Below are 1735 nucleotides of genomic sequence, written 5' to 3'. Positions count from 1 at the left end.
GTTCAAGGGCGATTTCTATGCCATCGACCCGTTGCTGTTCAGCCCGGCTGAAGTGATCGTGACAGCGATCGAAACCGGCGATACTTTTCGCGCCGGTCGGCGTGATCTGAAGATGCTCGAACGGAGTCTCGGCTAGGGCATGGCGGTGCAAAGGGATTCGTCTGTCATTCGCCCGCCCGGCGACTGCCTTCCGTGCAGCCCTGCCGCGGACGCTGCCATGAGGGCCTGGAATCGCTCGCGCCGCCGACATTCCCGCACCCGAGAGGCCACATGATCCCTCGCATCCTGATCGTCAGCGACAAAGTGGACACCGGCTCCAACGGCCTGGCGGCAGGACTTGGTCGGGGGGGCGCCGCCGTTACAGCCGTGCCGCTGGCGGCGATCGCATTCGATACCAGCAGCCCGAGCGGACTTACGATCCCCGGCTTCGGCGGCACGCTGCCCGACGCCGTGCTCGTCCGTTCGATCGCCGCCGGATCGTTTGAAGCGGTTACCCGGCGCCTCGGGGTGCTGCACGCGTTAAGCAGACTGTCGGTTCCCGTATGGAATTCCGCGCAGGCGATCGAGCGCTGCGTCGACAAGTCGATGACGACATTCCTCCTGAAAAATGCCGGCCTGCCTACGCCACGCACCTTTGCCGCAGAAGGACTTGCCGTCGCCGAGGAGGTCGCGGCGCAAGAGCTTCCGCGGGGACCGCTGGTGCTGAAACCATTGTTCGGGGCGCAAGGCCGCGGCATAAAGCTGATCCGCACGCTCTCGGACCTGCCGGCCGCAGAAGAGGTGAACAGCGTCTACTACCTTCAGCAATATGTGTCGCGTGCCGGTCCGCCTTTCCGGGATTTCCGCGTGTTTGTCTGCGCCGGAGAGACCGTGGCGATGATGAGCCGCATCAGCGACGACTGGATCACGAACGTCAACCGGGGTGGCGTGCCGGAACAGGTTTCCGAACATGGCAAGGCGGAACTGGCATCGCTGGCCGTCGCTGCGTCAGCCGCGGTCGGCGCGGATTTTGCCGGCGTGGACATCGTGCGGGCTGACGACGGCAATCTGTTCATACTCGAAGTGAACAGCATGCCCGCATGGTCGGGATTGCAGTCGGTGGTCGCCGTGAACATCGCCGAAGCAATCGCCGATGCCTTGCTGAAACTTCTGGCCGACCGCGCCGAGGCGGCCGCCGCACCGCGGCCCTACCGTTTTGCCGCGCCTGCGAATTCGTGAGGGCGGGCAAGTTGGCGCTTTCGCGTGAACGCCTCCGGGCCAGCTATAAGAATGCCTGCAGGATGGAGATCGAAGCCCTAAAGCCGGGCAACGTCCATCTGTTCGCCGACGGACACGGCATGTCCGCCGCCCAGTTCATGACAAGTGCGGAGGTTTCCTCCGGGCCGCTGACCGATCCTCGTCTGCCGGTCGGGCAGCGGATGCTGGAGGCGGTGCGCGCGACACGACTGGCGGTCGCAACCAACACCAATCTCGGAATCATCCTTCTGGCAGGGCCTCTGATATGCGCTGCCGAAATGGGCGGTGACAGACTGCAGGACAATCTCGATTCGCTGCTTCGGGCTTTGAGCGTGCAGGATACCAAGGCGGTATTCGAGGCGATCGTCACGGCCGCGCCAGGCGGCCTCGGAGAAGCCGCCAACGATGTGCGGCAGGAGCCGAAGGTCCATTTGCTGGACGCGATGAGGGAGGCTGCCGACCGCGACATGATCGCTCGCCAGTACAGCAACTGTTTCGG

Annotated in this window: 3 protein-coding genes; all 3 read left to right on the top strand. The window is 64.3% G+C overall.

What is annotated here, in order from left to right; translation table 11 throughout:
* Nucleotides 1-136, top strand: a 136-nt coding sequence (locus EN991_RS35070) for a methenyltetrahydromethanopterin cyclohydrolase (protein ID WP_281058844.1), incomplete at its 5' end; no start/stop codon positions are given.
* Nucleotides 137-270: 134 nt separating this feature from the next.
* On the top strand, nt 271-1218 hold the full coding sequence (locus EN991_RS35065; RefSeq protein ID WP_127370439.1) for a RimK family alpha-L-glutamate ligase: 948 nt from the start codon (nt 271-273) through the stop codon (nt 1216-1218).
* Between the two features lie 62 nt (nt 1219-1280).
* Nucleotides 1281-1735 (top strand): triphosphoribosyl-dephospho-CoA synthase (locus EN991_RS35060; protein WP_245461165.1); only part of this gene is annotated, 455 nt, incomplete at its 3' end.

This window comes from Mesorhizobium sp. M7A.F.Ca.US.005.03.2.1 (genome assembly GCF_003997795.1).
Lineage (GTDB): Bacteria > Pseudomonadota > Alphaproteobacteria > Rhizobiales > Rhizobiaceae > Mesorhizobium > Mesorhizobium ciceri.
The sequence above is the reverse complement of the archived record's forward strand: the minus strand, read 5'-3'. Positions and strand labels throughout refer to the sequence as shown.

Bases quoted from the DNA above. Each gene is read 5' to 3' on its own strand.
- EN991_RS35065 (WP_127370439.1), top strand. From the start codon at position 271: ATGATCCCTCGCATCCTGATCGTCAGCGACAAAGTGGACACCGGCTCC.